This is a genomic window from Halomarina rubra (assembly GCF_023699475.1).
Lineage (GTDB): Archaea > Halobacteriota > Halobacteria > Halobacteriales > Haloarculaceae > Halomarina > Halomarina rubra.
Map to the genome: position 1 here is coordinate 702595 of NZ_JALXFV010000002.1, position 24035 is coordinate 726629.

Below are 24035 nucleotides of genomic sequence, written 5' to 3' on the forward strand. Positions count from 1 at the left end.
GGCCGGTGTGAGCCACCGGAGACCGAATCCGTCCCCCGAACGCATATGACCGAGTGCGTGTCATCTGTTGTCATCGACCATGATGGACGTTCAGCTGACCCTCGACCAGTTGCTCGCGCGGGCCGTCGACCTGTTTCCCGAGCGCGAGATCGTGACGAAGACGCCCGGCGGTGACCTGCACCGGTACACCTACGCCGAGATGGCCAGCCGGGTCGCGCAACTGGCCCACGCGCTCGACGACCTCGGTCTCGAAGCGGGCGACCGCGTGGCGACGGTGGCGGCGAACAACTACCGCCACCTCGAACTGTACTTCGCGCCGGCGTGTTCGGGCCGCTCGATGCACATGTGCAACATGCGCCTGCCCGACGACCACTTCCAGTACATCGTCGCGGACGCCGACGACCGGGTGCTGTTCGTCGACCCGGCGTTCGTCGAGACGGTGGAGGCGAACGCCGACGAACTCGACAGCGTCGAGCAGTACGTCGTGCTGGCCGACGAGGTGCCCGAGACCTCGCTGGAGCCGGTCGTCGCCTACGAGGACCTGCTCGACGGCCACCCGACGAGCTACGACTGGCCGGACCTCGACGAGGAGGCCGAGTGCGGGATGTGCTACACCTCGGGAACCACTGGAAAACCGAAGGGCGTCGCCTACAGCCACCGCGGCATCTACCTCCACAGCCTCATGTCGGGGCACACCGACGCAAACGGTATCGGCGAGTCCGACGTGGTGTTACCGGTCGTCCCGATGTTCCACGCCAACGGCTGGGGCATCCCCTACGCGGCGACGTTCGTGGGCGCGAAACAGGTGTTGCCGGGCGTCCACACCGACCCCGGCTCCGTCGCGGATCTCATCGACGCCGAGGGGGTGACGATGTCCGCTGCCGTCCCGACGATCTGGCTGGAGATGGCGAACTACCTCGACGAGAATCCCGACGTCGACATCTCGAACATCGACCGACTGACCGTCGGGGGGAGCGCGCCACCGGAGTCGCTCATCCGTCGGTACGACGAGGAGTTCGACGCCCCCATCCTCCAGGGGTGGGGGATGACCGAGACGTCGCCACTGGGGACGCTGAGCGTCCTCCGCGAGGAACTCCGGGACGCCGACCCCGAGACGCAGTATCGCTACCGCGCGAAGGCCGGCATGCCCGTGCCGGGCGTCCAGATTCGCGTCCGCGACGAGGACGGCGGCGAGGTCCCTCGTGACGGCGAGACGATGGGCGAACTCCAGATTCGTGCCCCGTGGGTCGTCGACGAGTACCACCAGCGTCCCGAGGCGAACCGCGAGTCGTTCACCGCCGACGGGTTCCTCCGAACGGGCGACATCGCCACGATGGACGAGCAGGGGTACGTCGACGTCGTCGACCGCACGAAGGACGTCATCAAGTCCGGCGGGGAGTGGATATCGAGCGTCGACCTGGAGAACGAGTTGATGGCTCACGAGAGCGTCGCCGAGGCGACGGTCATCGCCATCGACCACGAGAAGTGGCAGGAGCGTCCGATGGCGTGTCTCGTCGTTCGGGAGGGCCACGAGGTGTCGAGCGAGGACCTCAACGACCACCTCGCGGAACGGTTCCCGAGTTGGTGGCTCCCGGACGCCTACGAGATTCGCGAGGCCATCCCGCGGACCTCCACCGGGAAGTTCGACAAGATGGCGCTCCGGCAGGAGTACGACGACGTCCGCCTCGGGCCGGAGTGACGGCCTCGCGCTCGTCACTCCCGACCTCGACGTGCCCCGATTCGGCACCCCACCACCACGCCGAGGCAAGCCCAAAGACGGTACTGTCTCGTCGTGTTGAACGTCGTATGTCGCTGAGGTCCGAACCGTTCGACCCCGACGCGGCCCTCGACCGCTTCCAGAGCGCGTGGTCCGCCGAGACCAGCACGCGGTACTCGCCGGCGACCCCAGCTCGCGGGCAGTGTGGCGTCACCGCCCTCGTCGTCCAGTTGATACACGGCGGGACCATCGAACAGACCGTCGTCGGCGACGAGGCGCACTTCTACAACCGCATCGACGGCGAGCGCTACGACCTCACCGCCGGTCAGTTCGACGACGCACCCGAGTACCGCGACGTCCCCGTCACGCGGGAGGCGGCACTGACCGACACCACGACCGAACAGTACGCGACGCTCCTCCGGCGCTACCGAGCGCTTCTCGACTGAGATTCGTCCGAGGGGCCGGCCGTCGGACCCAGCGGTTAAGCCGGTTCGTGTGCAGGGTCCGACATGGCAACACAGGACACGCCCACCGACGGCGTCTCGTTCGCGGAACCCGAGGAGTGGCGACTGATTCGCACCTCGCTCGACGAGTTCGTCGAACGCGAGGTCGAACCCCTCGAAGAGGAACTGGGTGAGACGTGGTCGAACCCACGGCTGCGCCACGACGCCGACGGCCGCTGGGTCGACGAGGCCATCGAGGCCGTCGAGACCGTTCGCCAGAAGAGCGCCGAGGCGGGCTTCTACGCGATGAACATCGCCGAGGAGTACGGCGGCGAGGGCGTCTCGAACGTGACGTGGTATCGCGCGAAGCGCCACGTCGCCAGCCACGGGACGGGGCTGGTCTCGCACGTGCTCGCCGGTCCGGAGGGGCCGAAACCGTTGCTCGCGAACGCCGAAGGCGAGCAGGTCGAGCGGTATCTCGAACCGGTCGTCCGCGGCGAACGGTCGACGGGGTTCGGCCAGACCGAACCCGGAGCGGGGTCGGACTCGCCGAACATGCAGACTCGCGCGGAGAGAGACGGCGACGAGTGGGTGTTGAACGGGACGAAACAGTGGATCACGAACGCCCCCTACGCCGACTTCCTGCAGGTGTTCGCCCGGACGACGCCCCAGGAGGAGGCGGGCCGCTACGGCGGCATCACCTGCTTCCTCGTCGAACGCGACGAGTACGAGGTGGGCAGCCTGAACAACGCCGTCGGCTCGGTCGGGATGCAGTCGGAGGTCCACTTCGACGACGTCCGACTGGGCGAAGAGCGCGTGCTCGGGACCGTCGACGGCGCGTTCTACGAGGCGATGGGGTTCCTCTCGCTCGGACGGATGGAACTCGGTGCGGAGGCGGTGGGACACGCCGACCACCTGCTCGACCTGGGCACCGAGTACGCCAACAGTCGCGAGGCGTTCGGTCGCTCCATCGGGACGTTCCAGGGTATCTCGCACAAACTCGCCGACGGTCGGGCGACCGTCGACGCCGCCGACGCGCTCGGCCTCCGCCTCGCCTGGAAGATGGACGCCGGCGAACAGGCTATCCGGGACGCCTCCTCGTTCAAGTACGTCGCGACGAACGCCTACTTCGACGTCGCAGACGACGTGGTCCAGGTCCACGGCGGGAACGGCCTCTCGGAGGACAACCCGTTCATGGACCACCTCCAGCTGGCGCGTCTGCTCCGCATCGTCGAGGGAACCGACGAGATTCAGCTCAACACCGTCGCGAAGCAGATGGGCGTCGAGTAACCGAGCGACGACCCGAAACAGCTTCCTGGGTCGGTCCACCGCGTCACCCATGGACGACGCGGACCGACCGACGGAACCGGGAGAGTCCGGTGAACCGAGCGAGGCTCCCTCCGAGGAGACACTGACCGAGGAGACACCGGAGCGCATCGAGCCAGCGGCGAACGCGCTCGCGCCCGAGGCCCTCCAGTACCCCACGTTCGAGTTCGACGACGGCGAGGTCGGCGAGTACGGCGGCTTCGACATCTCGCAGGCGGCCGACCGGGACCGCGTGAGCGCGTGGCTCCGCGACCTCGCCGGCGGCCTGTCGAGTCACGACGTGGCCGTCGAGACGCCCGACGGGCACGTCCGCTTCGGTGTCGGGCCGAAGGCCGTCGAGATGTCCTTCGACCCCGACGAGGACTGCCGTGGCGACCTCGAAGTGACGTTCCGGTTCAGCGCGAAGGCGATGTTCGTCGCCGACGACCCCGACGCGGCCGCGGCCGGCGCTCGGGGTGGTCGGGGGTTCGTCCCCATCGAGGCGCTGACGACCGACCGCGAGACGTTCCACTGCTACAACTGGATTCGAGACCCGACCGACCCGTGACCCGAGTTCTGTCGGAGAACCGATTGCTCTAGACCCACTACAGCGCCACTTACGGGTAGCGATAGGGAGATATACTCGGAAAGCCATTAGATGCTTGTTATGTCGATTCCAGTACTCAACACTGCAGAGCGCGGCATCCGTCGGGCGGTCACCCGGAACGGGCTCGCGTTCATGGGCATCCTGTTCGTCATCGGTCTCCTGAGCGCGCTGCTCGACGTCGGTATCGCGAGCCTCGTGACGTTCGACCCTGCGGACCCGACCTCGATAGAGGTCGCCGCCCCGGCGTTCGGGCTGGGGGTGCTGTCGTTCCTCCTCGGGGTGCTCAGTCTCGTCGTCATCATCGCGGCGACGCGCGTGTTCGTGAGTGACGACACCGAGACCGTCCCCCGCGAGGCGTTCACCCGACGGATGGGCTGGGCGTGGCTCAACGTGTTCGTCGGAACCATCGTGTACGCGTTCGTCGTCGCGCTGGGGTTCGTCGCGTTCGTGATTCCCGGGTTCTTCCTGCTCGTGGCGCTCGCGTTCTGGACCGTGTTCGTCGCAGTCGAGGACGAGAACCTGTTGACCGCGATGCGCCGGAGCTGGGGGTTGACCCGCGGGAACCGCCTCAGCCTGTTCGCACTGGGCGTCGTCGCCGTGCTCGTCAGCATCGGCGTGGGCATCGCGTTCGGCCTCGTCAGCATCGTCGGCGGGCCGGTCGAACTCGTCCTCACGCAGGCGTCCTCGGCCATCACGACGGTCCTCGGCCTCGCCATCCTCACCACGGCCTACCGGACCCTGACCACCGAGGACGAGGAGCCTCCCGAGGCACCCACGGCCGACCCCGACGTGCCCGGCGCGGGTGCGAGCGGCGGCCTCTGAGCCGTCTCTCGTCCTCTTCTGCTGTTTTCGACGTTCCACTGTCGGACGTCGTCTCTCGTCCCCCGCTCGACGACGGCCGGTCCCCTCACTCCTCCAGACCGGCGACGGCGTCGGCGACCTCGTCGCGAGGGGCGGGCGATATCCAGTCGTCGGCCACCCAGCGATAGCGTACCTCGCGGTCGGCGTCGACGACGAACGTCGAGCGCATCGGCGTGGAGACACCGGCCATCCCGTGGCGCTCGGTCATCAGGTCGTAGGCCTCGCCGGCGACGGCGTCGGTGTCGGCGTAGAGGCGGAACGGACTGTCGAGGTACCGCAGAAACGCGTTCTGGGCGTAGGGGCCGTCACGGCTGACGCCGACGACGGGCACGTCGAACTCGTCCCACCCCGCCCGTTCGTAGCGCTTCCACCAGTTCTCGGCGATGGCCGAGAAGGAGTGCGCCGAGAACACGAGCACCGCACCGCCGGTGTCGGTCTCGGCACACACCTCGGCGAACGGGGTCGAACGGAACGTCTCGCCGTCACACAGCAGCGTCCGGAAGTCGGGGGCGACGTCGCCCACCTCGGGTGGCATGGACTCCCCTCGCTCGGCCGGGAGAAAAAACCCGGTGCGCGTGGGTTTTTGCTCCCGCGCTCCGTGGGTGGGGTATGAGCCTCACCCTGTACCGACTCGAGGGCTGTCCGTACTGCGAACTCGTCGTCGACCGTATGGAGGACCTCGACCTCGACTTCGAGAGCGTCTGGGTGGAGGGCCTCCACTCCAAGCGCGACGAGGTCAAACGCGTCTCCGGGCAGCGCGGCGTCCCAGTCCTCGTCGACGACTCGCGGGGGCTGACCATGGCCGAATCGGAAAAGATCGTCGAGTACCTCGACACCTCCTACGCCAACTGAGCGGCGCTCTCCACCAGATCTGGCCACCGAGGGGTGTTGTTTCAAATCGAGTGACACAGCTATTTACGTGCCTACTCGAAAGTCGGGATATGGCCCGGTGCCAAAACTGCAGTTCGTTCGTCACGGAGGCGTACGTTCGGGTGTTCGCGCCGGACGGCATGGAGTCCGTCCGCGTCTGCCCGAACTGTGAAGACAAGCTCCGCGACGGCGCGGAGATCCGCGAGGCGCGGTCCTCTCGCGGCAACTGATTACTCCTGGCGCGGCGTCGCCGCGCCGATTCGTCCGTCCCGAGCAGTTACTCGTCGAGGCTGTGCGGGTCCAGTCCGGGGTCCTCGACGGCGGGCGCACCGACGGCGAGGACGACACCGCGCTCGTCGCCGACGTTGCGATACCCGTGGCCGACCATCGGCCCCGCGCGGAAGAACGTCCCCGGACCGACCTCCCGAACCTCCTCCTCGCCCGACCGGCCGATCTTCACCGAGAACGTCCCCTCCATGACGTAGTACAGCTCCTCTTGTTCGCTGTGGGCGTGGTAGCCTATCTGTTCACCAGGCTCGATGTACCAGAGCTTGAGACGGGTGTTCTCCGCACCGAGCGCGTCGTCGATGGGGCGGATGTCGTGGTCGGGCGGAATCTCCTCGACGGTCGAGAGGTCGACGACGTCGACGTCGTCGGTGTGGACGATGCTGTAGTCCATGCGAGATGCTCACGCAACTCGTACGTATAACTCAACCGGCCAGTCGGTCGTCCTCGCCGGGGTGGCCACGTCACCCAACGACGCGCTTCGCCACAGGGGGGAGCACGTCGGTCACGTCCGCGCGGAGGTCGTACTCCGCGCGCTCGGACAGCGCGGTCCGGTCGAGGTTGACGATGGCGAGCGTCCCGCCGCGGGTGGCCGCGGTCCGGGGGAGTCCCGCCGCGGGTTCGACCGACAGCGAGGAGCCGACGGCGAGGAACACGTCCGCCTCGCGGGCGAGCGAGCGCGCCCGGAGCATCGCCGCCTCGGGCAACTGTTCGCCGAACAGCACCACGTCGGGTTTCAGCAGGCCGCCACAGTCACACGTCGGCGGGCGTTCGCCACCTCGGACGCGCTCGCGGACGGCTTCGGCGTCGCTGCGCTCCCCGCAGTCGACGCAGACGACCCGCGAGCCGTTGCCGTGGAGTTCGACCACCTCCTCGCTCCCGGCCGCGCGGTGCAGCCCGTCGACGTTCTGTGTGACGACGGCGTCGAGGTGGCCCGTCCGTTCGAGACGGGCGAGCGCGTCGTGGGCGGCGTTCGGCCCCGCGTCGGCGTACAGCTCCTCGGCGAGGTCGAGGCGGTCGGTCCAGAACCCCGCCGGGTCCGCCCGGAACCGCCGGACGTGGAAGTCCTCCATATCGTAGCGGTTCCAGAGGCCGCCCTCGCCGCGGAAGTCGGGGATGCCCGAGGCCGTCGAGACGCCCGCGCCGGTGAAAGCGACGACGGTGTCGGCGGCGCGAATCTCGGCAGCGAGCGAGTCGACGGTCCCTGACTCGTCGGTCATGGGTGGTCGTTGGGGCGTCCGAGAGAAAAGCTCGGCTACGCGTCCCGCGCCACCCAGTTGCCCGCCGACTCCGTCACGGCGAGCGTGAACTGCTGGGTCTCGCCGGTCCTGACGAGCGTCACCGACACCTCGTGGTCTCCCTCCGTCGGGCCACCCGGGTCGACGCCGTCGACCGAGTGCCGCTCGGCGAAGCGCTGGGACGCCCACTGCTGTACCGCCTCCTCGACCGTCTCGCCGGTTCCGGTTGCCATGACCCGTCCGATGTCACCCGAGGAGAAAAACACGATGGCCGTATCGAGCGGGGGCGGCGCGGTGGGACTGCTCAGGCCCCACCCGCAGGGCGCTCGCCCTCCTCGACGCGCGCACGACGACGCGTGACCTGTCCCGCGAGCAGCGCCAGGAGGGCCGCGAGCAGCGCGACGACGCCACCCGCCAGCAACAGTGGTCCGTAGCCCATCGTCGCCGCGAGGCCCGCGAACAGCACCGGTCCGGTGGCGCGGCCGAGGAACGTCGCGCTGTTGCGGACGCTGAGCGCGCCCGCTCGGTGCTCGGTCGTGACGAGGCCGCTCACGGCGGCGTCGATGGCCGGCATCGACAGGCCCAGCCCCGCCCCGAAGACGGCGGCACCCAGCGCGACGACGAGCACCGACGGCGCGGCCCACAGGACGAACAGGCCGGCCGCGAAACAGCCGAACCCGCCCGCGATGAGCAGTTCGTTCGTGGTCCGTTCGGCGAACCGACCGTTGAGCATCGACACCGGAATCGAGGCGAGTTCCGTCGAGAGCAGGACGACGCCGACGACGACCGGGAGGACGCCCTCGCTGGCGAGCAAGAACGGGACGGCCGTCACGATGGAGCCGAACAACAGCAGTTCGAGACCGAACGCCGCCCCGTACAGCGCGACGGCGTCGACGACCGGCAGCGACGAGAGCGCGTCGCGGACGTACGCGAGCCCACGTGCCCCGTCGACCACTGCGGACTCCTCCAGCGTGACCCACGCGAGGAGCGCCATCGGCAGTGCGACGAGGTAGAGCACGAACGGCGCGTTCCACGACAGCGCGACGAGCGCACCACCGACGACGGGGAACACCGCCGCACCGAGCGAGAGGACGGCGATGTTCGCCCCGAGGACTGCGTTGCGCTGGGCCCCCTCGTAGGCGTCGGCGATGAGCGTCACCGTCGTGACGAAGATACCCGCCGCGGCCGTCCCCTGGACGATTCGGAGGCCGACGACGACGTCGAAGGTGGGAGCGACGGCGATAGCACCGCCGGTGACGCCGAAGAGGACCAGACTCCCGACGAGAACGCGCCGACGGCCGATGCGGTCGGTGAGCGCGCCGATGAAGGGCGACAGCAGGATGCCCGTCAGGAAGTACGCCGAGACGAGCAGGCTCGCCTGGGCGTCGCCGACGCCGAAGGCGTCTCTGACGACCGGGAGCGCGGGGCTGATGAGCGGCACGCCCAGCGGCGCGAGGAACGTACTCGCCAGTACGACCCGGACCATCGGCGAGTCCCACGGGATGCGGGCGGTCCGTTCGGCGACGGTCGAACTCATCGCGGCATCCCCGGTTCGCGGCGTCGGTCCCGCGTCTCTGGCGCGCCGGGGTCAAGCCGGTAGAACTGGAAGAAGTCGCTCTCGATGGGGAGCACCTCGACCTCGTCGACTCCCGCCGCGGCGGCGTACTCGCGGAACGTGTCCGCGCGCATCACCGTCCCCGTCGCCGTGGAGTGGTCGTCCTCGCGACCCACCGGGAGACAGTGGACGATGGACCAACCGTACATCATCGCTTCGACGTCCGTCGGGTCGCCGAACGTCTCGCCGACACGTTCGTCGACGACGAGGAGGGTACCGTCCTCGCCCGCGAGGTCGGCCATCGTCGCCAGCGCGCCGACCGGGTCGGCCATGTCGTGGACGCACTCGAACGCCGTCACGAGGTCGTAGTCGCCGTCGAGCGCGTCGCTCGCGTCGGCGTGGTGGACGGAGATACGGTCGTCCAGCCCCGCCTCGCGGACGTTCTCGCGGGCCATCTCGACCGACGCCGCGTCGAGGTCGTAGCCGTCGACCCGAATCTCGGGGTACGCCCGGGCCATCCCGATGCACGACCACGCACCGCCACAGCCGACGTCCGCGACGCGTGCGGGTTCGGGGTCGGTCGAGCGCAGTCGCTCGTCGACGTCCGGGAGAGCCGGGAGCCACTCCTCGCCCAGCAGCGTGAGGAACGCCGGCCGATTGATACGCGACTGCCCCTCGCGCAACGGCCGACCGTACGCCTCGAACGGGACGCCCGCGCCCGTCCGGTAGGCGTCGAGGATGGCTTCGCGCGGTGCCATCGCTCCGACGACGAGTTGCCCGAACGGGGCGACGAACGAAAGGCTCTCCTCGTCGACGAGCGCCTCGATGTACGCCGACGGGAGTTCGTAGTGCCGCTCGTCGGCGTCGTCGGTGTCGTCGGTCCACTCGGTTCGGAGTACACCGGTCGTCACCTGCTGTTCGCACCACTCCCGGGTGTAGCGCTCGTCGGTCCCCGTCCGCGCCGCGAGGTCGGCGACGGTCAGCGGGCCGTCGGCGAGCGCGCGATAGTACCCGAGTTCGTCGCCGAGGTAGACGCCGTAGAGGTCCAGTGCCCCGACGGCGGCCTCGTACAGTCGCTCCGCGAACGCGTCGGTGGCCGTCTCGTCAGTGGTCGCCATGAGCGCTCGTAAGCGACCTCTCAGGTTGTAGTCACCTACCGTGCGGACGGTCGCGGGCGGTTCGAGCGTCCCCAGCGTGAGACGACTCTCTCCGCGTGAGACCGGTATCGAGCCGTGAGATAGGGTTATCCGCACGCTCGCACAACGACTCACACGGAGGGGTGGCCCGAGCGGTCGGGCTACCACACGCATGACATCCCGACTGTTCGACGAGTTCTTCGAGGAGGTGGTGGCGCGGCGGAACATCGGTTATCGACTGGCCGAGCGCGGCGAGCGCCTCTCGACCGACGACCTGGTCGAGGTGGTCCGCCACGGGCCGATTCTCGAAGCTCTGGTCCTCGACGGCCCCCTCGACCACCGCGACATCGAGGCCCGACTGGACGTCTCGCGGGCGACGAGCCACCGGTTCACCCGCTGGCTCGACGAGGAGGGCTACCTCCGGCGCGTGGCGGGCGGGTTCGAACTCACGGGTCCCGGCCAGGTCGTCGCCGAGGAGGTGCTCAGGCTGGAGTACAACGTCTCGGCCGCCCACCGCCTCGCGCCGTTGCTCGAACACGTCTGTGCGGACCACCAGGAGTTCGTCGTCGAACCGTTCGCGGAGGCGACCGTCACCGTCGCCGACCCCGGCGACCCGTTCCGGCCGATGCGGCGCATCCTCGACCTCGTCGCCGACTCGACGACGCTCCGGGGGTTCAATGCGACGGCGATGGTCCCGCCGGGCGTCCCGGAGTTCTACGACCGCCTGTTCGACGCGAACGCCGAACTCGTCGGTCTGCCCGCGTCCATCGACACGCTGGCGGCGGCGTACCCCGACCGTATCGACGACCTGCGCGACTCGGGCCGACTCGCGCTGTACGCTCGCGACGCGCTCCCGTACGGGCTTCTCGTCCTCGACGACTGCGTCGGCATCGGCGGGTACGACGAGGACACGGGCACGCTCCGCGTGTTCGTCGACTCCGAGGACCGCACCGCTCGGGAGTGGGCCGAGCGGGCCTTCGAGGCGTACAAGAGCGACTCGACGCCGCTCGACGACCGCTCGACGTCGCCGACCGAACTGGACCTCGACACCGTCGGGTGAGCGCGGTCGCTCCGTCGGTCCTCCCCGCCGGTCGTGTCGCTGACGGCAGTTCCCACCACCGGCCCGGCACCGATACCCCCCACCGTTTGCGTGCATGGCCCGGCTTTTTACTCGTCTCGCGAGTGGCGTCCGTATGGACCACCTGCCACGACCCGGCCTCGGCACGTCGGGCTACGACGGCCACGACGAGTGCGTCGAGAGCGTGCAGACCGCCCTCGACGTCGGCTACCGACACGTCGACACCGCCCAGATGTACGACACCGAGGCGGCAGTCGGCGAGGCGCTCGACGCCAGCGACGTCGCCCGCGAGGAGGTGTTCGTCGCGACGAAGGTGCTCCCCGAGAACCTCGGCCACGACGACGTGCTGGAGACCGCTCGCGAGAGCGCCGACCGACTCGGCGTCGACACCATAGACCTGCTGTACGTCCACTGGCCGACGAAGGCCTACGAGGCCGAGGAGACCCTCCCCGCGTTCGACCAGTTGGTCGACGAGGGTCTCGTCGAGCAGGTCGGTCTCTCGAACTTCACGCCCGACCTGCTCGACGAAGCGCGCGACGTGCTGGACGCGCCCATCTTCGCCCACCAGGTCGAGTGTCACCCTCTCCTCCCCCAAGAGGAACTGCGCGAGTACGCTCGCGACGACGACCACTGGCTGGTCGCGTACGGGCCGTTCGCTCGCGGTGCGGTCACCGACGACGAGACCGTCGTCGCCGTCGCCGAGGAACACGACGTGAGCGTCTACGAACTCCTGCTGGCGTGGTCGCTCTCGAAAGAGCAGGTCGTCCCCATCCCGAAGGCGACCGGTGAGGACCACCTGCGCGCGAACTTCGAGGCGAAGGACCTCGACCTCCCGCAGTCGGCGCTCGGCCGACTGGACGCCATCGACGAGCGGACTCGACGGTTCGACCCCGACCGCGCCCCCTGGAACTGACGCCGCGTGGACGCGTTCGGAGTCGAACCCCGCCGACCGCGCCGGAAGCTATTCGTCGTTCGGTTCCGACTCGTGTGCTAATGAGCGACGGGGAGTACTTCGACCGAATCGTCGACGTGGACCGCCTCGCCGAGTTCCTCGAAGGAGAACTCGGTTCGGCCGAGGAGTACCACGTCGAACACCACCAGGAGGGCCACTCCAACGAGACGCTGTTCGTCACCTGGGGCGCTCGCGACCTCGTGATTCGCCGGCCGCCGCCGGGCGAGATCGCCGACAACGCCCACGACGTGCTCCGGGAGTACGAGGTGATGAACGCGCTCCAGCACACCGGCATCCCCCTCCCGACGACGGTGGCCGCCAGCGAGGACCACGACATCATCGGGAGCGACTTCTACGTCATGGACCGTGTCGACGGCGACGTCCTCCGCGAGGGCATCCCCGAGCGCTTCGAGACCCCCGAGGCGAAGGCGGCTATCGGCCGTGAACTCGTCGACGGCCTCGTCGAGATTCACGACGTCGACTACGAAGCGGCCGGCCTGGAGGAGTTCGGCTACCCGCCGGGGTTCACCCAGCGGCAGGTCGACACCTGGACCAAGCAGTTGATGTGGGCGTTCGAGGTCACCGTCGAGGAGCGGGAGGTGCCGAAGCTGTACGACGTGATGGAGTGGCTCTCGGACAACGTCCCCGAGGAGACTCCCAGCACGCTCGTCCACGGCGACTACAAACTGGACAACGTGATGTACGGGCCGAGCGACGACCCGGACCTCGTCGCCGTCTTCGACTGGGAGATGAGCACGCTCGGCGACCCGTTCACCGACCTCGGGTGGATGCTGTCGTACTGGCGCGACGCGAAAGACCCCGACCCGTCGGTCCCGGAACTCACGGCGCAGTTCATGGAGGGCGAGGAGTACCTCACCCGCGAGGACCTCGTCGCACGCTACGAGGAACGCACCGGCTTCGAGTTCGAGCACGAGCGGTTCTACCGAGCGCTCGCGGTGTACAAACTCGCCGGCCTCGGCGAGATGTTCTTCCGGCGGTTCCTGGAGGGCAACTCCGACGACCCGATGTACCCGACGATGCGCGAACGCGTCCCGGCGCTCGCCGACCGCGCGACGCGCATCATCGAGGGCGACGAACCGCTCTGAGGGTCCAGACGGTTCTCCCGACGACTCAGCGCAGGAAGCCGGCGACGGTGAACAGCGCACCGACCAGCACCAGCACGACGCCGAGCGCCCGGTGACCGTGGACCTTCCACTCGGCGGGGGCGACGGGTCCGTCTCGGGCACTGCCGACGGCGTCCAGTCGTTCTTCGAACCGCGCGACGGTCTCGGCGTTGGTCGCCAGCGCGAGTCCCGCGAGACCCGCGAGCGAACCGAACACGACGGTGGAGGGTTCGACCATACCGCCCGTTCGTCCGGACGGCCCTAAGCGTTCGGTCGACGGGAGACGAAACCGACGGCGGAGACGCCGACCACGCCACTGAAGGCACTCGGATGCAGAGGAGTGCCATGGTCGCGGTCCCCGGGACGGAGACGCTCCACACGCTCGGTCTCCTCGGCGCGATGCTGGCGTCGCTGGCCGTCGTCCACGCCCTCTCGGAGGGCGGGGTCGGCGCGACGCTCCGACGCCGACTCCTGCTGGGCGTCCCCTGGGGGACGCTGCTGGTCACCGGGTTCGTGCTGGCGGTGTACTTCGTCGTCCAGGGTGGGTGGGAGCGCCCGAACGCCCCGATGGTCATCCCGTTCCGCGCGTGGTCGTACTTCTATCCGCAAGGCATCCTCACCGCTCCGTTCTCTCACGCCAGCCTGGGCCACCTGACGGGGAACCTGTTCGCGACGCTCACGCTGGCCTCCGTCGCGGAGTACGCGTGGGGCCACTACCCCCGCGAACGCGGCATCCAGACGTTCACCTCGCTGCTGACCAACCCGTTCGGCCGTATCGCGGTGTTCGTCGTCGGCACGCTCGCCGTCGGCGTGCTGACGGGCGTGTTCGCGCTCGGCCCCGCCATCGGCTTCTCCGGGGTCGTCTTCGCGTTCGCCGGGTTCGCGCTGATGCGCTACCCACTCTCGACGGTCGTCGCGCTCTCGGCCAGCGGCGTCGTCTCGCTGCTGTACTCCGCCGTCCAGAACCCCATCCTCACGCAGGGTGGTCGGTCGGCGTTCATCACGCCGTGGTGGGCGAGTATCGCAATCCAGGGGCACGCGCTGGGGCTGTTCCTCGGTGCCGTGCTCGGCATCCTCTACGTCCGGCACGTCGACGAGCGGCCGCCCGCGCTCCGCCTGTTCGCCGGCGCGTTGCTGTTCTCGGTCGCCCAGGGGATGTGGGCGGTGTACGCCCCGCTCGACGGCGGCCGCTACGAACTGTACCGTGCGGCCGGGGCGGCGCTCGTGTTCGTCCTCGCGGCGCTGGTGACCAGCGCGGTCCGGGCGGCCGACCGCTCGTTCGTCGGTCGACTCGACCTGAGCTACCGCGAGACGGCCATCGGACTGGTGCTCGCGGTGACCGTCGCGCTCGCGGTCGTCGCCGTCCCGTACAACCTGTTCACGGTCGCGAACCCCGACGCGGGCGTCACAGAGACGAACAGCGTCGAGGTAGGCGACTACACCGTCTTCTACGCCCACGACGTCCCCAACCAGTACATCTCGTCGGTCGCCATCGACTCCTCTGCGGTCAGTTCGAACGTCAACGCCAGCGGCGTCATCGTCGTCAGCGACGACCGCGAGATATGGTGGCCCGTCACCTCGACGAACCGACTGGCGAACAGCGGTCGGGCGCTCGTCCGCGTCGGCGGCGTCGGCTGGCGCGAGTCGATCACCGCCGACTACGTCTCGTGGGCCCCCGTCGGCAACCGCTCGGCGTACGTCGTCTACCTCCACCACGAGGAGGCGACCCGACTCGCGTACGTCTCCGAACCGTCCCGCGCGGACCCGACCATCACCGGGCGGAACGTCACCGTCGTCCCCGGCCGGCAGTTCTCGTTGCGGGTCACCCGCGGCGACGAGGTCATCGGCGAGGCCCCCGTGCCGGTCGGGAACAACTCCACCAGCGCCGGTGGGTTGACGTTCGTCCGCGAGGACCGCCGCGTGGTGGCGACCACCGACGACGGCACGCGCGTGACGGTGGCGGTCCGCCCGCGGAACTGAGCCCGGCGACCCGAGGGCCACCCGACGGCTACCCGCCGTACACCCACTACGAGGCCCAGCACTCTTTACGACGGCCGATGAGCACCGACCGATGGACCCCGCGCCGCTCTTCGACGAACTCCGAACGCTCGCACAGAACGGCCGCCGATACGCCGAGGACCCGTGGGAGGAAGAACGCTGGGAGCGCGTCCTCACACTGACCAGCGAGTACTACGGCGAGGCGTTCGACCTCCCCGCGGACGAGGTCCGCGACCGGTTCGCCGACGAGGTCGGCCACGTCACGACGAAGGTCGGTGCCATCGCCGTGGTCACGGACGACGACGGTCGCCTCCTGCTCCAGCACCGCGCCGACGACGGGACGTGGGGCATCCCCGGCGGTTGGGTCGACCCCGGCGAGTCACCCACCGAAGCCGTCGTCCGCGAGGCCAGAGAGGAGACCGGCCTGGTCGTCGAGGCCGTCGAGTCCCTCGGCGTGTTCACGCGCCGCCCCGGCGCGCACGGTCCGCACGGACAGCTTCAGTTGCCGTATCGGTGTCGGGTCGTCGGGGGCGACGTCGACCCGTCCCACGAGTCGCTGGCGGTCGCGTACCGCGACCCCGAGACCGTCGAGGACTGGCACGCCGACCACGAGCAGTTCCGGTCGGTGCTGGAGGGCTGAGTGGTCTCCATCAGGGTCGTCCGTCCGCCTCGGAGCTCACCACTCGATTCGGAACACTTCGGTGTCGAGCGTCCGCCGGTCGTCGGTGTGGAACGCGAACTGTCGGTCGACGTCGAACGCGGCGGCGAACGCGTGGGTCACCTCGCCGCCGCGGTCGGCGACGAACGACTCGACGAACCCGCGTGACCCCGCGTTGTGAATCGTGTACGAGACGGTCGCGAGGTCGGCGGTCGCGGCGAGGAAGGCGCGGTCGGCGTGTTCGTTCCCCCGCTGAGCACCGAACGGCGGGTTCGAGACGACGGTCACAGCCGAGGGGCAGAGCGGCGGGCGCGTCGCGTCGCCGCGAACCCACGTGACGGCGGAGTCGGCCGGGAGTTCGAGTCGCGCGGCGTTCTCGCGGGCGGTCGCGATGGCGTCGGCGTCGCGTTCGACGCCCACGACCGAGGGCGCGCCCGCGAGCGCGGCCCCGAGCGCGAGGACGCCCGTGCCGCTCCCGAGGTCGACGACCGGGCGTGCGAGGTCGCCCTGGAGCGCCGCGAGGTGGACGAGGTGAGCGGCGATGTCCGGTGGCGTCGGGTACTGCTCGAACTCGACGCGCGGGTCGGCGAACCCGTCGAGTCGTTGGAGTCGTCGTTCGAGCGTCCCGCGGTCCATAGCCGGGGTTCGCCGCCGTGGTGCGAAAGGGTTCCGGGACGTGCCGTGACGGCGGCGTGGGGCGGGGAACGACCCTCGATTCGTGACGCCGGGCTCACAAGTTAGATTCATACCCCCTCACTCGAACGGGCGCGTATGGACTGTCCGCGCTGTGAGTCACCGCTGGAATCCTACACGTTGGCCGGCAAGCGAGCGGTGACGTGCGAACGCTGTGGGTATCTGGGGGTTTCCGTCGAACACCGGAGCGAGCCGAAAGAGATCGAATCGTGGCAGGCGGCGCTCGACCGCTTCAACGACACCTGAACCGTACTCCGCCGAAAAAGTCGTTCGTAGACCGTCGCTCGAAACCGCTTACTGGCTCTGCTTCTTCGAGGACTTGCTCTTCTTCGAGTTCTTGTCCTTCGAGGACTTCGCGGACTTCGACTTGCCCTTCGAGGAGTTACCGTTGCTCGACGGGTTGCCGTTGGAGTTCGAGGACTTCACGGGCTGGCTCTTCTGGGGCTTCTCGCGCTCCTCCTCGGAGCGGGCGGCGACGAGCGAGCCACGGGCGACGCTGTAGAGCGGTTCGTCGGCGCGCTTGACACCGCTGACCGAGAACGGCAGGTGCGCGTCGTCGAGGTGGTCCTCGAACAGCTTCTCGAAGCCGTCGGGCGACGCCGTGCCGCCGGTGACGACCACGGGAACGTCGAGACCTTCCTCGACGTCCTCGTCGTCGACCTCGCGGGCGATGTTCTCGATGACGTAGTCGAGCAGGTTCTCGTAGTAGATGGCGAGCGCGCCCTCCACACCGCCGACGTCCGTCTTGAAGTCGAGTTCGAAGCCGTCCTCCTTGATGGAGGTGACCTTGTCGACGGGCTTGCCCGTCGCGCGGGCGGCCTGCTCGTCGATCCAGTCCCCACCGCGGGCGATGGAGAACGTCATGACGGGCACCGCGTAGTACGCGAGGCAGATGTTCGTCATCCCCGCACCGAAGCTCACGCCGAGACCGGTGAAGTTGTTGTCCGCGAGTTCGCTGTAGATGACGGCCATCCCCTCGTTGATGGGTTCGGGCTCGTAGCCCATGTCCGACAGGAACGACTCACACGTCTTCTGGTGGTACAGCGTCGAGAGGTCCGAGTCGATGGGGTCCGCGGGCGTCGAGAAGTGGATGCGCTCGCCGGGGTAGTCCGGCTCACCGGCGACCTGCTCGATGATGAGCTTGATCATCGGGATGGCGCTCTTCTCGTCCGAGGAGAGGATACCGCGCTGCATCGGACGGCGCGTCTCCTGTTTGAAGATGTTCGCGAAGTTGAGTGCGTCGTCACCGACGACGTACACGTTGTCGTCCTTGCGGATGTGCAGGACGTCCGAGCGAGAGAGCATCTGCTCGGCCATATCGGAGTGTTCGATCTCCACGAAGGAGTTGCGCTGCTGGACGAACACGGTGTCGCTGTCGTCCTGTTTCCCGGAGATGATGTTCATCGTACCAACGTCGAGGCCTTTCGCCATGTTCGGTGCTATGAGTAAACCAATATAAAGTTTCTCTCTACTCGTATAGACTCGCATTCAACAATCTCGTCTGCCGTTGCTCAAACGAGCGAAACGTTCGAAAAGTAGCGCGAAGGCGGCTCGTGACTGCGGTTCTCGTCGGGCTAGCCGAGGTTCAATAGCGACTTCAGGCGACCGAACACGCCGCCGCTGTTGAGTTTCTCCATCTTCTCCTCGCGCTCCTCGTCCTGGCGTTTCTGCTCCTGGAGTTGGGCGAGCGCGGCGGCCTGGTCGTCGGTGCTCGACCCGCGGGCGGTCTTGCGCGCGGAGTCCCCGCCGCGCATCCCCTGGAGACCGGCGACGGCGGCGTCGACGGCGTTCCCCCCCGAGCGGTGGGACTTCGCTTCGACACCGTCGAACCCGGACGTGTCCAGGCCCTCGGTGTCGGCTTCGAGGCTGATGCGGCGGGTGTTATCCTTCGGGACGCCGCCCCACGTCATCTCGGTGTTCTTCATCGCCTCGTCGATGTCGCGTCGGACGTCCTCGTCGGTCACGTCGGGACCGGTCTCCTCCTCGGTCGCCTGTGCGACGACCTCGTCGGGGGCGGCACGTTCGACGTGGTAGCTCACCAGCGCCGCGAACGTTGCGGCGACGACCACGACGACGCCCAGCGCGTAGAGACCGACCCCTTCCACGCTGTAGTCGGTTCCCGTGTCCGCGTTCCACTGCGACGGGTGCGCCCAGACGAACAGCGCGATGGCGACGAGACTGAACGCCTCGCCCGCGAGCGCGCCGATGCGCGCCCGCTTGTCCAGCGGGAGGAGGACGGTGACCCCGAGGAACAGCGTCGGGAGCCCCGAGGCCCCGACCGCGAACGCGATTTCGCGGAGCCAGAACGTCTTCTCGGCCCCGAACGCCACCCGCTCGGCGACGAACAGTGTCAAGCCGACGAGCCCGAGCGCCAACCCGCCGAAGAAGAGCGCGAACCCGGCGTAGACGTCTATCTGCCGCTCGGGTTCCCCGATGAAGCGTCGATACCACTCGACCAGTGTCGTCTCGATACCGCCTTCGTCACTCATTACAGGCCCTTACGAGTTGGAGTATATGATTGTTGGGCCTATGGGAATTGACACGCGACTGGTCCCGAGGCGTGGCTACTGCTCGTCGAGGAACTCGCGCTCCGCGGCGCTGTAGGCGAGTGCCGTCTGCCCGGCGTAGACCCGGTCGCCCATCTCGACGGCCAGGTCCTCTTCGGTGTACTCGGACGGGAGCAGGACGTCCGCACGACTCCCGAAGGAGATGTGGCCGATGCGGTCGCCCTTCTCCACCCGGTCGCCGACCCCGACGTACGGGTGGATGCGCCGGGCGAACCACCCGGCGATGAGGACGACGCTGAACGCCTCGAAGTCGACCTGCAACTGCTCGTTGTTGTCCGATTCCTTCGAGAACGCGGGCTTGTACGCACCGGGCCGGTGGGTGACCCCCTGGACGGTGCCGGCCAGCGGCGCGCGGTTGACGTGGACGTCGGTCGCGCTCATGTAGATGCCCACGCGCAGGCAGTCGTCCTCCTCGCGAATCACCGAGACGCGGCCGTCGGCGGGCGAGGCGACGCCCACCGGCGCGGTCTGTCGGTCCGGGTCGCGGTAGAACTGGAGGACGAACCCGGCCAGCGCGACGCCGAGAACGCCAGCGACACGCGAGCGGAGTGCTCCGAGCAGTCCCGCCACCAGCGCGAGTGTAGCGTACTTCGCCCCGTCGGGGGCGTAGTCGTCGAACATACGCCGACTCGGTCCGTGTACCGTATCAACCCTACTGACTCGCTCCGGAACCGCGCCTTGGCAGTCACGGGCCGTCATCGACCCCGTCGCCGTCGGCCGACCACAGACGGACGCGCTCACGGCCGAGGACGCCCGGATAGTGGAGTCGTTCTTCGCCGACGACGTCGTGGCGGACCTCTCGGCGTCGATTTGAGCCACGGGAAGACACTTATCGGAACGACAGGTCGTCCCCGTATGCGACGTCGACAGGTCCTCGCGCTCGCGGCGGTCGGTCTGACTGGGTGTCTCTCCGACTCCTCGCCAGGCGACGCCACGGAGAATGGGACGACAGACGATGCGACGGGCACGCCCCGGACGACGACCGGCCCGACGAACACGTCTGAACGGCCCGAGGCGACCGAACCCACCGACCCACCGGCGACCGACGACACCGCCCCGCCGAATCTGGAGTCGTACCCCGGCGACTGCCCCACCTACGACGCGTCACGAGTCGTCTGTACGGCCGCCGCACCGGACGGCGTCCCGTTGCGGATGGCCGCATCGCAGTCGTCGGTCGAACTCCCGGCCGACGTCGAGTTCACGCTCCACAACGATACGGACGCCGAGTACCAGTTCAACCACTTCGCGGGGAGGCTTCACAAACGAGTCGACGGCGAGTGGTTCCACGTCGCACCGAACGGCTGGCCCGAACCGCTCATGGTCATGCCCGGTGGCGAGAGCTACACGTGGTCCGTCTCGCTCGCACACTCCGAAGACCCCGGGGGGACCGGCGGTGGTGCAGACGAGGTGACTGTCGGCGGACTCGGTGGCGGTCGCTACGCGTTCGGGAACGTGGGTTGGTTCTCGAACGATGACCACGAGGGGCAGACTGCCACGGTCGCGACGGTCGACATCGATGCACCGCCTGCGGAACTGACCACCACCGGGGACGTGAACGACGCGTCGGTCGACGGCGAGACGCTCTCCGCCCGGTGGACCGGTGGGCACGATGGCGAGTACTCCTCGGAGGCGACGTTCGTTCTCACGCGGGTCGACGAGAACGCCGACCACCGACTCATCACCGAGCAGGTGCTCCAACCGAACGTCCACCCACGCCCGCTCCGCGACGCGCTCGCCCTGTCGACCGAGTACGGCGTCGAGTCGGTACGCTTGACGGGGACGACCGGCTCTACACCTCCGTTCGGGGTGCGTTCGACGGGCCGGTTCGAGTACGACGGTCGGAGCTACGAGATGAGCGCAGAAGAGAACGAGTAGACCGCAGCACTACCGTCTACCAGGTGCCGTGGAACGTGTCGAACGACAGCGAGTCGAGCGGCTCCTCGCCGACGGCGATCTGGTACTCGCCGGGGGTGAGCATCGGCTGTTTGAACTGCGGGCCGTCGTCGGTCGTGATACGCGGACAGCCGGTGTTGACGTAGGCGTCGAAGCCGAACTGCGTCAGGCGGTCGGGCGTCACCTCGTCCATCGTCAGCAGGTAGGCGTTCTCGTTGTTCTCGACGATGTCGTTGGCGACGTCCCAGCGCCCTTGGCCGATTTTCGTGCAGAAGACGACGCCCCACGTCTCGGCGTCCATCGCGCGGTGGACCGCGCCGTAGCGCTGCTTGAGGAACTTCTCCGTGTCCGCGATGGTGACGACGTTGTTGACGGGGTCGGCGATGACGACGTTCTTCTCGGGGTGTTCCATCGCCAGCCCGAGCGGGTGGAACTTCCCGCCGCCGACGTACAGCACCTGGTCGGCGTCGATGTCCGCGGAGGCGTAGTTACAGCCGAGCACCTGCCCCTCGTGGGTCAGTCGGTCGTCGCCCCGCCGGGTGTGGACCTCGTAGCCGCGCTCGTCGAGCCACGCCTTCATCTCCTCGAACTTGTTCATGTGCTGGGCCGTCGTGACGAGACCGACGTGGGGGTCCTCCTCGGGGTCCGACAGCTCGTCGAGGGACTCCTCCATGATGGGTTCGACCTCGACGTTCGAGAACAGCGGGACGTAGATGATCTTGTCCGACTCCTTCATCGGCGAGTGGCCGAAGTGGACGAACACGTCCGTCCGGCGCATCATGTAGGTGTCGAGGTCACACGCGCCGTAACACGGCTGGCCGGAGATGAGGACCCGGGTGTCCTCGGGGAGCAGTTCGCGCAGGTCGTCGGCGACGTGTGGCGCGCGACGTTTCAGTCCCTCGGGGAACTGGAGTCCGACCTTCTCCGCGCCGCGTTCCTCGACTGCCTCGACGATTCGGTCGAGTTCGTAGTCCCACGTCCGCTCGTGCTTGAGGGCCATCCCGGTCTTGCGCAGGTCGCCCTCGGAGTACTCGCTCCGCGATTCCTGACTCATTGCCGGAGACAACGGTTGGACGCTGAAAACGTGTGCGGTCGGCAGTGACCGTGCGGGTTCGAGGCACGCCGACCGCAGGCGCGCCGGTCGAGAGTCGCTCTCGTCGGCCGCTCAGTCCTCCAGCCAGGCGTAGATGTCGCGTTTCGGCGTCCCGCAGTTCGGACACTCCTCGGGGTAGCCGCCGTCGAGTCGTCCCATCTCCCCGCACTCCGAACAGCGCCACATCAGGTAGCCTTCGCCGAACTCGTGGCCGGGGTCGGTCTCCAGTTCGATGTGTTCGACCGTCTCGTCGATGCGCACCTGGAAGCCGCGTTCGGTCAATCCGTGGATGATGCCGAGTTCGTTGCCCGCCTCGTCGAACACCTGCTGACCGGGTTTCACCGTCGTGTGTCTGATATCGTTTGCCATACACGTTCGAACCGTCTCCGTCGGCATCAAGCTACTGCCGATACGAGTCTTCAGACTCCTGTTTCCGAGTCTTTCAGCAGCTCGTGGTGGTCCGACGGCAACGGTTTGCCCGCCGGGATGTGACACGAACACATGGCCTCGATACTCCTCGTGTACGGCACGTCCGAGGGACAGACCGAGCGGGTCGCACACCACCTCGCTGGCGTGTTCACGGGACACGGTCACACCGTCGACCTCGTCCACGGCGAGCGGCTCCCGGAGGGCCTCGACACCGCCGAGTACGACGCCGTGGTCGTCGGCGACCCCATCCACCTGGGTCGTCACCACGGCTACGTCCGCGCGTTCGTCGAGCGCCACCGCGAGACGTTGAACGACGGGTACTCGGCGTTCTTCCAGCTCAGCCTCTCCGCGGCCAGCGACGACCCCGAGCACGTCGCGGCGGCCGAGGCACTCGCCACGGAGTTCCTCGACGCGACCGGCTGGCACCCGGACCACGTCGCCAGCTTCGCCGGCGCGCTCGCGTACTCACAGTACGGCCTCCTCAAGCGCGTGTTGATGCGCCGCATCGCGCGCAAGGAGGGCGGCGACACCGACACCTCGCGGGACTACGAGTACACCGACTGGGACGCGGTGACGGCGTTCGCGGAGGCCATCGCCGCCGACCTCCCGAAGCTTCGGCAAACCTAAACCCGGCGAGTCCCAACCCGGTGTATGAGCATCGAGACCACGCCGGAGTCCGACGACCTGCCCCCCGCCGCCCGCGTCACGGAACTCGCGAGCGACCTCGGCGACGCCATCGCCGAACTCCCCGCCTACCGGGAGTTCGCCGAGGCGAAGCAGGCCGTCGAGGACAGCGAGGAGGCCCAGGAGAAGATCAAGACCTTCGAGCAGAAGCGCGAGGAGTTCATGCTCGCGCGCCAGACCGGCAACGCCTCGAACGACGACCTCCGCGAGCTACAGGCCGCCCAGGAGGAGCTCCACGACATCGACGTCATGAGCGACTACCTCCGCACGCAGTCGGATCTCGAACTCCAGCTCCAGGAGCTCAACGAGATGATCTCCGCACCGCTGTCGGTCGACTTCGGCGAGAAGGCCGGCGGCTGCTGTCAGGACTGAACCGTCACTCGGTACCGTCGGGTCGGCGCAGCGCTCGGAACGCCAGGACGAGGAGGAACGCTCCGAGTACCCTCAATCCCGGTAAGTAGTTCTTCTTCCACTCGAACGGGTCCGACCCGTCGTACCCCACTCTGTTTCCGAACTCGACGTACTGCCGCGGGAAGCAGAGCAAGACGGCACCCACGCTGCCGATGAACTTCATGAACGCTTCGTACGGCCTCCCGCCGACCAGACAGACGAGCGTGATGAGGACACCCTCCGCACGGACGTACGGCGTGAGCCACCGCCGCTCGGTGAACGAGTCGGGGTTCTCGATGGCGAGTTCCTGCATCAGGACCGTGAGCTTCGCCGGGAACAGCACCATCGCGACACCCACGAGACCACCCAGTACTCTCGACATACCGTCCCGGACGAGGGGGAGAGATATCAACACCACGTCGCCGTCGGTGTGCGAGACGAGCGAGACGACCCCGTCGA

At 68.2% G+C, this 24035-nt stretch carries 30 protein-coding genes; 16 read left to right on the forward strand and 14 right to left on the reverse strand.

Annotated elements, in window-relative coordinates; genetic code table 11:
* Positions 1–82: 82 nt before the first annotated feature.
* The 5 genes from M1L36_RS04895 (at position 83) to M1L36_RS04915 (ending at position 4894) form a co-directional block, all read left to right on the forward strand.
* Positions 83–1699, forward strand: a complete 1617-nt coding sequence (locus M1L36_RS04895) for a long-chain fatty acid--CoA ligase (protein WP_369694208.1) — start codon at positions 83–85, stop codon at positions 1697–1699.
* A gap of 107 nt (positions 1700–1806) precedes the next feature.
* A complete protein-coding gene (locus M1L36_RS04900; protein WP_250872593.1) occupies positions 1807–2163 on the forward strand; it encodes a YunG family protein in 357 nt (118 codons plus the stop codon).
* 63 nt (positions 2164–2226) lie between these two features.
* Positions 2227–3450 (forward strand): acyl-CoA dehydrogenase family protein, encoded by a 1224-nt coding sequence (locus M1L36_RS04905; protein WP_250872594.1) that lies wholly within the window; start codon positions 2227–2229, stop codon positions 3448–3450.
* Positions 3451–3499: 49 nt separating this feature from the next.
* The gene (locus M1L36_RS04910) at positions 3500–4033 is read left to right on the forward strand and encodes a hypothetical protein (protein ID WP_250872595.1); all 534 of its coding nucleotides are present in this window, start codon (positions 3500–3502) and stop codon (positions 4031–4033) included.
* A gap of 99 nt (positions 4034–4132) precedes the next feature.
* Positions 4133–4894, forward strand: coding sequence for a DUF7847 domain-containing protein (locus M1L36_RS04915; RefSeq protein ID WP_250872596.1), 762 nt, complete (start codon positions 4133–4135; stop codon positions 4892–4894).
* Positions 4895–4979: 85 nt separating this feature from the next.
* Here the strand turns inward: M1L36_RS04915 and M1L36_RS04920 are convergent, their stop codons facing one another.
* A complete protein-coding gene (locus M1L36_RS04920) occupies positions 4980–5468 on the reverse strand; it encodes a redoxin domain-containing protein (protein WP_250872597.1) in 489 nt (162 codons plus the stop codon).
* 74 nt (positions 5469–5542) lie between these two features.
* Between M1L36_RS04920 and M1L36_RS04925 the strand changes: the two genes are divergently transcribed.
* Positions 5543–5785 carry a glutaredoxin family protein gene (locus M1L36_RS04925; RefSeq protein WP_250872598.1) on the forward strand — a complete coding sequence of 81 codons (243 nt, stop codon included), beginning with the start codon at positions 5543–5545 and terminating at the stop codon, positions 5783–5785.
* Between the two features lie 89 nt (positions 5786–5874).
* The gene (locus M1L36_RS04930) at positions 5875–6033 is read left to right on the forward strand and encodes a DUF7563 family protein (protein ID WP_250872599.1); all 159 of its coding nucleotides are present in this window, start codon (positions 5875–5877) and stop codon (positions 6031–6033) included.
* Between the two features lie 47 nt (positions 6034–6080).
* On the opposite strand, the gene M1L36_RS04935 is transcribed toward M1L36_RS04930, so the two are convergent.
* The 5 genes from M1L36_RS04935 to M1L36_RS04955 form a co-directional block, all read right to left on the reverse strand.
* Positions 6081–6482, reverse strand: coding sequence for a cupin domain-containing protein (locus tag M1L36_RS04935; protein ID WP_250872600.1), 402 nt, complete (start codon positions 6480–6482; stop codon positions 6081–6083).
* Positions 6483–6552: 70 nt separating this feature from the next.
* Positions 6553–7308 carry an SIR2 family NAD-dependent protein deacylase gene (locus M1L36_RS04940; RefSeq protein ID WP_250872601.1) on the reverse strand — a complete coding sequence of 252 codons (756 nt, stop codon included), beginning with the start codon at positions 7306–7308 and terminating at the stop codon, positions 6553–6555.
* 35 nt (positions 7309–7343) lie between these two features.
* Positions 7344–7559 (reverse strand): hypothetical protein, encoded by a 216-nt coding sequence (locus tag M1L36_RS04945; protein ID WP_250872602.1) that lies wholly within the window; start codon positions 7557–7559, stop codon positions 7344–7346.
* A gap of 71 nt (positions 7560–7630) precedes the next feature.
* Positions 7631–8863 carry an MFS transporter gene (locus M1L36_RS04950; protein ID WP_250872603.1) on the reverse strand — a complete coding sequence of 411 codons (1233 nt, stop codon included), beginning with the start codon at positions 8861–8863 and terminating at the stop codon, positions 7631–7633.
* Positions 8860–9999, reverse strand: coding sequence for a class I SAM-dependent methyltransferase (locus M1L36_RS04955; RefSeq protein ID WP_250872604.1), 1140 nt, complete (start codon positions 9997–9999; stop codon positions 8860–8862). Before M1L36_RS04955 ends, M1L36_RS04950 begins: the two co-directional genes overlap by 4 nt.
* Positions 10000–10189: 190 nt before the next feature.
* On the opposite strand from M1L36_RS04955, the gene M1L36_RS04960 reads away from it, so the two are divergent.
* The 3 genes from M1L36_RS04960 (at position 10190) to M1L36_RS04970 (ending at position 13153) form a co-directional block, all read left to right on the forward strand.
* Positions 10190–11077 carry a helix-turn-helix transcriptional regulator gene (locus tag M1L36_RS04960; RefSeq protein ID WP_250872605.1) on the forward strand — a complete coding sequence of 296 codons (888 nt, stop codon included), beginning with the start codon at positions 10190–10192 and terminating at the stop codon, positions 11075–11077.
* Positions 11078–11210: 133 nt separating this feature from the next.
* Positions 11211–12008, forward strand: coding sequence for an aldo/keto reductase (locus M1L36_RS04965; protein ID WP_250872606.1), 798 nt, complete (start codon positions 11211–11213; stop codon positions 12006–12008).
* Positions 12009–12088: 80 nt separating this feature from the next.
* Complete coding sequence (locus M1L36_RS04970) at positions 12089–13153, forward strand: phosphotransferase family protein (protein ID WP_250872607.1); 1065 nt, start codon at positions 12089–12091, stop codon at positions 13151–13153.
* A gap of 25 nt (positions 13154–13178) precedes the next feature.
* On the opposite strand, the gene M1L36_RS04975 is transcribed toward M1L36_RS04970, so the two are convergent.
* Positions 13179–13409, reverse strand: coding sequence for a DUF6199 family natural product biosynthesis protein (locus tag M1L36_RS04975; RefSeq protein WP_250872608.1), 231 nt, complete (start codon positions 13407–13409; stop codon positions 13179–13181).
* A 107-nt stretch (positions 13410–13516) separates the two neighbouring features.
* Between M1L36_RS04975 and M1L36_RS04980 the strand changes: the two genes are divergently transcribed.
* Together M1L36_RS04980 and M1L36_RS04985 are read left to right on the forward strand one after the other, a co-directional pair.
* Entirely contained in the window at positions 13517–15151 is a 1635-nt protein-coding gene (locus M1L36_RS04980) for a rhomboid family intramembrane serine protease (RefSeq protein ID WP_250872609.1), read from the forward strand.
* Between the two features lie 91 nt (positions 15152–15242).
* Positions 15243–15809 (forward strand): NUDIX hydrolase, encoded by a 567-nt coding sequence (locus tag M1L36_RS04985; protein ID WP_250872610.1) that lies wholly within the window; start codon positions 15243–15245, stop codon positions 15807–15809.
* 36 nt (positions 15810–15845) lie between these two features.
* Here the strand turns inward: M1L36_RS04985 and M1L36_RS04990 are convergent, their stop codons facing one another.
* Complete coding sequence (locus M1L36_RS04990; RefSeq protein ID WP_250872611.1) at positions 15846–16463, reverse strand: METTL5 family protein; 618 nt, start codon at positions 16461–16463, stop codon at positions 15846–15848.
* Positions 16464–16598: 135 nt separating this feature from the next.
* On the opposite strand from M1L36_RS04990, the gene M1L36_RS04995 reads away from it, so the two are divergent.
* Positions 16599–16766, forward strand: a complete 168-nt coding sequence (locus tag M1L36_RS04995) for a hypothetical protein (protein WP_250872612.1) — start codon at positions 16599–16601, stop codon at positions 16764–16766.
* A gap of 48 nt (positions 16767–16814) precedes the next feature.
* On the opposite strand, the gene M1L36_RS05000 is transcribed toward M1L36_RS04995, so the two are convergent.
* The 3 genes from M1L36_RS05000 to M1L36_RS05010 form a co-directional block, all read right to left on the reverse strand.
* Positions 16815–17951: a cell division protein FtsA gene (locus M1L36_RS05000; RefSeq protein ID WP_250872613.1), complete on the reverse strand. Its 1137-nt coding sequence runs from the start codon at positions 17949–17951 to the stop codon at positions 16815–16817.
* Positions 17952–18094: 143 nt separating this feature from the next.
* On the reverse strand, positions 18095–19009 hold the full coding sequence (locus M1L36_RS05005; protein WP_250872614.1) for a cell division protein CdpA domain-containing protein: 915 nt from the start codon (positions 19007–19009) through the stop codon (positions 18095–18097).
* Positions 19010–19084: 75 nt separating this feature from the next.
* Entirely contained in the window at positions 19085–19708 is a 624-nt protein-coding gene (locus M1L36_RS05010; protein WP_250872615.1) for a protein sorting system archaetidylserine decarboxylase, read from the reverse strand.
* A 234-nt stretch (positions 19709–19942) separates the two neighbouring features.
* Here M1L36_RS05010 and M1L36_RS05015 point away from each other — a divergent pair, with 234 nt between their 5' ends.
* A complete protein-coding gene (locus M1L36_RS05015) occupies positions 19943–20962 on the forward strand; it encodes an immunoglobulin-like domain-containing protein (protein ID WP_250872616.1) in 1020 nt (339 codons plus the stop codon).
* A 16-nt stretch (positions 20963–20978) separates the two neighbouring features.
* Here the strand turns inward: M1L36_RS05015 and dph2 are convergent, their stop codons facing one another.
* Both dph2 and M1L36_RS05025 read right to left on the reverse strand, forming a co-directional pair.
* Positions 20979–22034, reverse strand: coding sequence for a diphthamide biosynthesis enzyme Dph2 (gene dph2 / locus M1L36_RS05020; protein ID WP_250872617.1), 1056 nt, complete (start codon positions 22032–22034; stop codon positions 20979–20981).
* A gap of 111 nt (positions 22035–22145) precedes the next feature.
* The gene (locus M1L36_RS05025) at positions 22146–22442 is read right to left on the reverse strand and encodes a DUF7130 family rubredoxin-like protein (protein ID WP_250872618.1); all 297 of its coding nucleotides are present in this window, start codon (positions 22440–22442) and stop codon (positions 22146–22148) included.
* Between the two features lie 132 nt (positions 22443–22574).
* Between M1L36_RS05025 and M1L36_RS05030 the strand changes: the two genes are divergently transcribed.
* Together M1L36_RS05030 and M1L36_RS05035 are read left to right on the forward strand one after the other, a co-directional pair.
* Positions 22575–23129, forward strand: coding sequence for a flavodoxin domain-containing protein (locus M1L36_RS05030; RefSeq protein ID WP_250872619.1), 555 nt, complete (start codon positions 22575–22577; stop codon positions 23127–23129).
* A gap of 24 nt (positions 23130–23153) precedes the next feature.
* On the forward strand, positions 23154–23558 hold the full coding sequence (locus M1L36_RS05035; RefSeq protein ID WP_250872620.1) for a YlbF/YmcA family competence regulator: 405 nt from the start codon (positions 23154–23156) through the stop codon (positions 23556–23558).
* Positions 23559–23562: 4 nt separating this feature from the next.
* Here M1L36_RS05035 and M1L36_RS05040 read toward each other — a convergent pair whose 3' ends face one another.
* Complete coding sequence (locus M1L36_RS05040; protein ID WP_250872621.1) at positions 23563–23958, reverse strand: hypothetical protein; 396 nt, start codon at positions 23956–23958, stop codon at positions 23563–23565.
* Between the last annotated feature and the right edge of the window lie 77 nt (positions 23959–24035).

Coding starts and splice junctions, on each gene's coding strand:
- M1L36_RS04895 (WP_369694208.1), top strand. CDS start 83: ATGGACGTTCAGCTGACCCTCGACCAGTTGCTCGCGCGGGCCGTCGAC.
- M1L36_RS04900 (WP_250872593.1), top strand. CDS start 1,807: ATGTCGCTGAGGTCCGAACCGTTCGACCCCGACGCGGCCCTCGACCGC.
- M1L36_RS04905 (WP_250872594.1), top strand. CDS start 2,227: ATGGCAACACAGGACACGCCCACCGACGGCGTCTCGTTCGCGGAACCC.
- M1L36_RS04910 (WP_250872595.1), top strand. CDS start 3,500: ATGGACGACGCGGACCGACCGACGGAACCGGGAGAGTCCGGTGAACCG.
- M1L36_RS04915 (WP_250872596.1), top strand. CDS start 4,133: ATGTCGATTCCAGTACTCAACACTGCAGAGCGCGGCATCCGTCGGGCG.
- M1L36_RS04920 (WP_250872597.1), bottom strand. CDS start 5,468: ATGCCACCCGAGGTGGGCGACGTCGCCCCCGACTTCCGGACGCTGCTG.
- M1L36_RS04925 (WP_250872598.1), top strand. CDS start 5,543: ATGAGCCTCACCCTGTACCGACTCGAGGGCTGTCCGTACTGCGAACTC.
- M1L36_RS04930 (WP_250872599.1), top strand. CDS start 5,875: ATGGCCCGGTGCCAAAACTGCAGTTCGTTCGTCACGGAGGCGTACGTT.
- M1L36_RS04935 (WP_250872600.1), bottom strand. CDS start 6,482: ATGGACTACAGCATCGTCCACACCGACGACGTCGACGTCGTCGACCTC.
- M1L36_RS04940 (WP_250872601.1), bottom strand. CDS start 7,308: ATGACCGACGAGTCAGGGACCGTCGACTCGCTCGCTGCCGAGATTCGC.
- M1L36_RS04945 (WP_250872602.1), bottom strand. CDS start 7,559: ATGGCAACCGGAACCGGCGAGACGGTCGAGGAGGCGGTACAGCAGTGG.
- M1L36_RS04950 (WP_250872603.1), bottom strand. CDS start 8,863: ATGAGTTCGACCGTCGCCGAACGGACCGCCCGCATCCCGTGGGACTCG.
- M1L36_RS04955 (WP_250872604.1), bottom strand. CDS start 9,999: ATGGCGACCACTGACGAGACGGCCACCGACGCGTTCGCGGAGCGACTG.
- M1L36_RS04960 (WP_250872605.1), top strand. CDS start 10,190: ATGACATCCCGACTGTTCGACGAGTTCTTCGAGGAGGTGGTGGCGCGG.
- M1L36_RS04965 (WP_250872606.1), top strand. CDS start 11,211: ATGGACCACCTGCCACGACCCGGCCTCGGCACGTCGGGCTACGACGGC.
- M1L36_RS04970 (WP_250872607.1), top strand. CDS start 12,089: ATGAGCGACGGGGAGTACTTCGACCGAATCGTCGACGTGGACCGCCTC.
- M1L36_RS04975 (WP_250872608.1), bottom strand. CDS start 13,409: ATGGTCGAACCCTCCACCGTCGTGTTCGGTTCGCTCGCGGGTCTCGCG.
- M1L36_RS04980 (WP_250872609.1), top strand. CDS start 13,517: ATGGTCGCGGTCCCCGGGACGGAGACGCTCCACACGCTCGGTCTCCTC.
- M1L36_RS04985 (WP_250872610.1), top strand. CDS start 15,243: ATGGACCCCGCGCCGCTCTTCGACGAACTCCGAACGCTCGCACAGAAC.
- M1L36_RS04990 (WP_250872611.1), bottom strand. CDS start 16,463: ATGGACCGCGGGACGCTCGAACGACGACTCCAACGACTCGACGGGTTC.
- M1L36_RS04995 (WP_250872612.1), top strand. CDS start 16,599: ATGGACTGTCCGCGCTGTGAGTCACCGCTGGAATCCTACACGTTGGCC.
- M1L36_RS05000 (WP_250872613.1), bottom strand. CDS start 17,951: ATGGCGAAAGGCCTCGACGTTGGTACGATGAACATCATCTCCGGGAAA.
- M1L36_RS05005 (WP_250872614.1), bottom strand. CDS start 19,009: ATGAGTGACGAAGGCGGTATCGAGACGACACTGGTCGAGTGGTATCGA.
- M1L36_RS05010 (WP_250872615.1), bottom strand. CDS start 19,708: ATGTTCGACGACTACGCCCCCGACGGGGCGAAGTACGCTACACTCGCG.
- M1L36_RS05015 (WP_250872616.1), top strand. CDS start 19,943: ATGCGACGTCGACAGGTCCTCGCGCTCGCGGCGGTCGGTCTGACTGGG.
- dph2 (WP_250872617.1), bottom strand. CDS start 22,034: ATGAGTCAGGAATCGCGGAGCGAGTACTCCGAGGGCGACCTGCGCAAG.
- M1L36_RS05025 (WP_250872618.1), bottom strand. CDS start 22,442: ATGGCAAACGATATCAGACACACGACGGTGAAACCCGGTCAGCAGGTG.
- M1L36_RS05030 (WP_250872619.1), top strand. CDS start 22,575: ATGGCCTCGATACTCCTCGTGTACGGCACGTCCGAGGGACAGACCGAG.
- M1L36_RS05035 (WP_250872620.1), top strand. CDS start 23,154: ATGAGCATCGAGACCACGCCGGAGTCCGACGACCTGCCCCCCGCCGCC.
- M1L36_RS05040 (WP_250872621.1), bottom strand. CDS start 23,958: ATGTCGAGAGTACTGGGTGGTCTCGTGGGTGTCGCGATGGTGCTGTTC.